Raw genomic sequence first — 2678 nt, 5'->3', positions numbered from 1 at the left:
TGTTCGCCAACGTGGCTCTCGTACTCGGTCCCATCGGCCCTTTTGAATTTGCCCCTTTGCCTTACACGGAGAGCCTCTGTTTTCAAATAATCATCTGGCATCGCCCTTCTCCTTAGCAGTTAGATCTTTCTTAGTCTTCCTGAGCCAGTCCTCGCATTTTTTCTTGGCGGCCGTAAGAGTTTTAACGGACCCAGACTCTAGTTCGATTATCATTTTCTTTTTATCATGGTAGGATATGTCGTAGCAATACCCGCAGGCGACTAGTTGAAACCGACCTGCGCTGCATATGTATTCCCCTTTAAATTTGCTTTCTTTCCACTTCATTTTTCCACCTCAGCGATTTCTGAAATAATAAGGGCCAAGATATTCCTTTTTATTTAATTTATGCAACTTGAGATATCTCAATCCTGAGTTTAAAAATCCAAGTTCAATAACGTATTTTTCTGTAAACTCGTCCCTTCTTCTTTCTATTGCATTTTCTATATATTCATAATTTAAAGTTAAAGTTTTTCCTTTAAATTTATACTTTCCTACGTTGGAAAAGTTGCCACCAGTATGATGGATAAAATTACCTTCCCCAAAACCGTCAAAAGAAATGAATGTTTCCTTATCGACATTTCCCCAGACCCCACTTAATTCTTCTGCGATATAAGAGCAGAGATTCGTGGTTAAAAGTAAAGACAATAACAAAATGTATTTAATCATTTTTCCCTCTCAGCGTAGTCTATGTAGGGTTCATATGCATCTATGAAACCTAACTGTTTTCCGTCTTTATCCATAACTACAACACAAGTAGATTCACCCGAATAGGCATATACATAATCATCGTCTGAATATTTGTTTAGAAACTCTCTCAAATCTGATACTTTTATACTCATTTTTCCCTCTCAAACATGCTCTTAATAATAATAGACTTCTGACTATTAACAACGTCTGCAAGCGGGAGATTTACCGTAGCCACTCCAGTCTCAGTCGCAATTGAGGTCTTGGAGTAGCCATTCATCTTCACGACTATCTCTTTATTTAGATTCAAATGCGATACCTTGCCATCCTCAACAGGCTCCATCGAAAAGAGGATAGTTATATATCTATCCTCCACTTTATTCACGAGTCCTATTAAATTATTACTGGAGATATCCTTCATTTCTGCATCGTAATCAACAAGCACAAAGTTTATAATGTCTCCCTTTTCAAACTTAGCGTCCTGATCTACAGATATATATTTCTTACCCAGTGTATTAATTGGATCAATCATCGAATCATCTCAGCAGCCTTCAGAACCAACAGCACATCTATGCCGGCTATGACAAAATTCCCCAGCATGTGCCAGAAGTATCCTCGTTTATAATTCAGCGCAGCAATATACATCTGACTGTAGCCTACGAATATCCAAAATAACAACCACCCCATTCCCGTCATGACTTTAGCCCCTTCATAAGGTCTAGCCCTTCCAGTCCAGCCTGGCAACTAATGCAGTCCTTCTCCGGGAAATGCTCTTCCTCGCAGCTTTCAGAGACATAGTTCTTCTTTAGCCACTCTACGTGTTTCTCTACTGCTTTCCTAAGAGATTCCTGGCCAGCTTCAAATCCAGCATCGAAAATCTTGGGAGAGTGTGAATCTGTCTGTATGTCAGTTTTATTGAACCACTTTAGATAGCTTTCATTTGAATTCATAATTTCTCCTTATATTTTGGCGTCTAGAACCAAGCCTTTTCCTCGGCGCTATCTTTTTTTGAACTTCTGATCTCTCCGTGAAGCTTTCTTCTCTTCACGATATTTTCAGCGAGTTCCTCGTTGCTCCAGTTGACGTTATCTACGTCTATTCCCACTTCAAGGGCATCATGCCTTAAAGCTTTTCTGATCCAATCGGGCTTAGTATTTAAAGACTCTTGCTTCTCTCCATATATTTCCCTTATCGGCTCGAACCAATTCTTTTCCCAGTTATACGTGGGCGCCCCTAGCGAAAGTAAGTCGTTTTTTAATCTCTTTTCCATGCAGACTATACACAGGGAGGCATCTGCCAGGTGTTCACATAGCATCATAGTATCCCCCGGCCTTGTTCCAATCATCAAATTCGCTCATTTATTTCTCTTTGTCACATAAAGTTAACAGTTCTATATCGTATGCAGGATGATGTCCCCTCGCAGCGACCAAAGGAATTAAGAACTTGTCTATTCTTCTAGATTCAGCAACAAACTCTTCATCTGTTTTGCAGGACTTACGCTTAAGTTCTTCAAAGTTCACCATAAACATATCTCCGTCAAGCCTGTTGCGGATTGTAGCTAACTGCATGTATTCTGGGTCGGTCTTCGGGAATCTAGTAAACCTTATTCTATCCCCTTTTTTAAATCCTGCCGCCTCTGGCTTTGGGTAACTCTTTTTTTCTATGCGACCAAGGCACATCTTTTCAAAACATAGATTGAATGAATACCAAGAGTGTTCATATGAATAAGTTCTTTTCCCACATTTCTCACATACATGGTAGTAGTTTTCACTCATTTTTCCCTCTCATGTTTTTCTTCAACTTCCCATTTTGCCTCTTCTAGTTTCCAAGCAATTGTTCCTTTGAATTTTTCAAGGTCATTCCTAAGTCCTTTAGATTCTTTATTGGTAAACTTCTTTTTATTAAATAATAATTCCACCGCAATCGCAGGCCCAAATATTGAAAGAGTAATTAAT

Annotated in this window: 8 protein-coding genes; all 8 read right to left on the bottom strand. The window is 39.2% G+C overall.

The window, feature by feature from the left end; genetic code table 11:
* Positions 1 to 90: 90 nt before the first annotated feature.
* A complete protein-coding gene (locus tag VMW39_06895; protein ID HUW23739.1) occupies positions 91 to 324 on the bottom strand; it encodes a hypothetical protein in 234 nt (77 codons plus the stop codon).
* A 9-nt stretch (positions 325 to 333) separates the two neighbouring features.
* Positions 334 to 705, bottom strand: coding sequence for a hypothetical protein (locus VMW39_06890; protein ID HUW23738.1), 372 nt, complete (start codon positions 703 to 705; stop codon positions 334 to 336).
* Positions 702 to 878, bottom strand: a complete 177-nt coding sequence (locus VMW39_06885) for a hypothetical protein (GenBank protein HUW23737.1) — start codon at positions 876 to 878, stop codon at positions 702 to 704. Before VMW39_06885 ends, VMW39_06890 begins: the two co-directional genes overlap by 4 nt.
* Positions 875 to 1255 (bottom strand): hypothetical protein, encoded by a 381-nt coding sequence (locus VMW39_06880; GenBank protein HUW23736.1) that lies wholly within the window; start codon positions 1253 to 1255, stop codon positions 875 to 877. Before VMW39_06880 ends, VMW39_06885 begins: the two co-directional genes overlap by 4 nt.
* Positions 1256 to 1415: 160 nt before the next feature.
* A complete protein-coding gene (locus tag VMW39_06875; protein ID HUW23735.1) occupies positions 1416 to 1673 on the bottom strand; it encodes a hypothetical protein in 258 nt (85 codons plus the stop codon).
* Positions 1674 to 1696: 23 nt separating this feature from the next.
* Entirely contained in the window at positions 1697 to 2041 is a 345-nt protein-coding gene (locus VMW39_06870; GenBank protein ID HUW23734.1) for a hypothetical protein, read from the bottom strand.
* Between the two features lie 40 nt (positions 2042 to 2081).
* Complete coding sequence (locus tag VMW39_06865; protein ID HUW23733.1) at positions 2082 to 2498, bottom strand: hypothetical protein; 417 nt, start codon at positions 2496 to 2498, stop codon at positions 2082 to 2084.
* Positions 2495 to 2678, bottom strand: a 184-nt coding sequence (locus tag VMW39_06860) for a hypothetical protein (GenBank protein HUW23732.1), incomplete at its 5' end; no start/stop codon positions are given. The genes VMW39_06865 and VMW39_06860, both read right to left, overlap by 4 nt.

The organism is bacterium (assembly GCA_035530055.1).
In the GTDB taxonomy this organism is placed as follows: domain Bacteria; phylum UBA6262; class WVXT01; order WVXT01; family WVXT01; genus WVXT01.
Note: the sequence above shows the minus strand (reverse complement) of the source record. Positions and strands in the feature narration are given on the sequence as shown.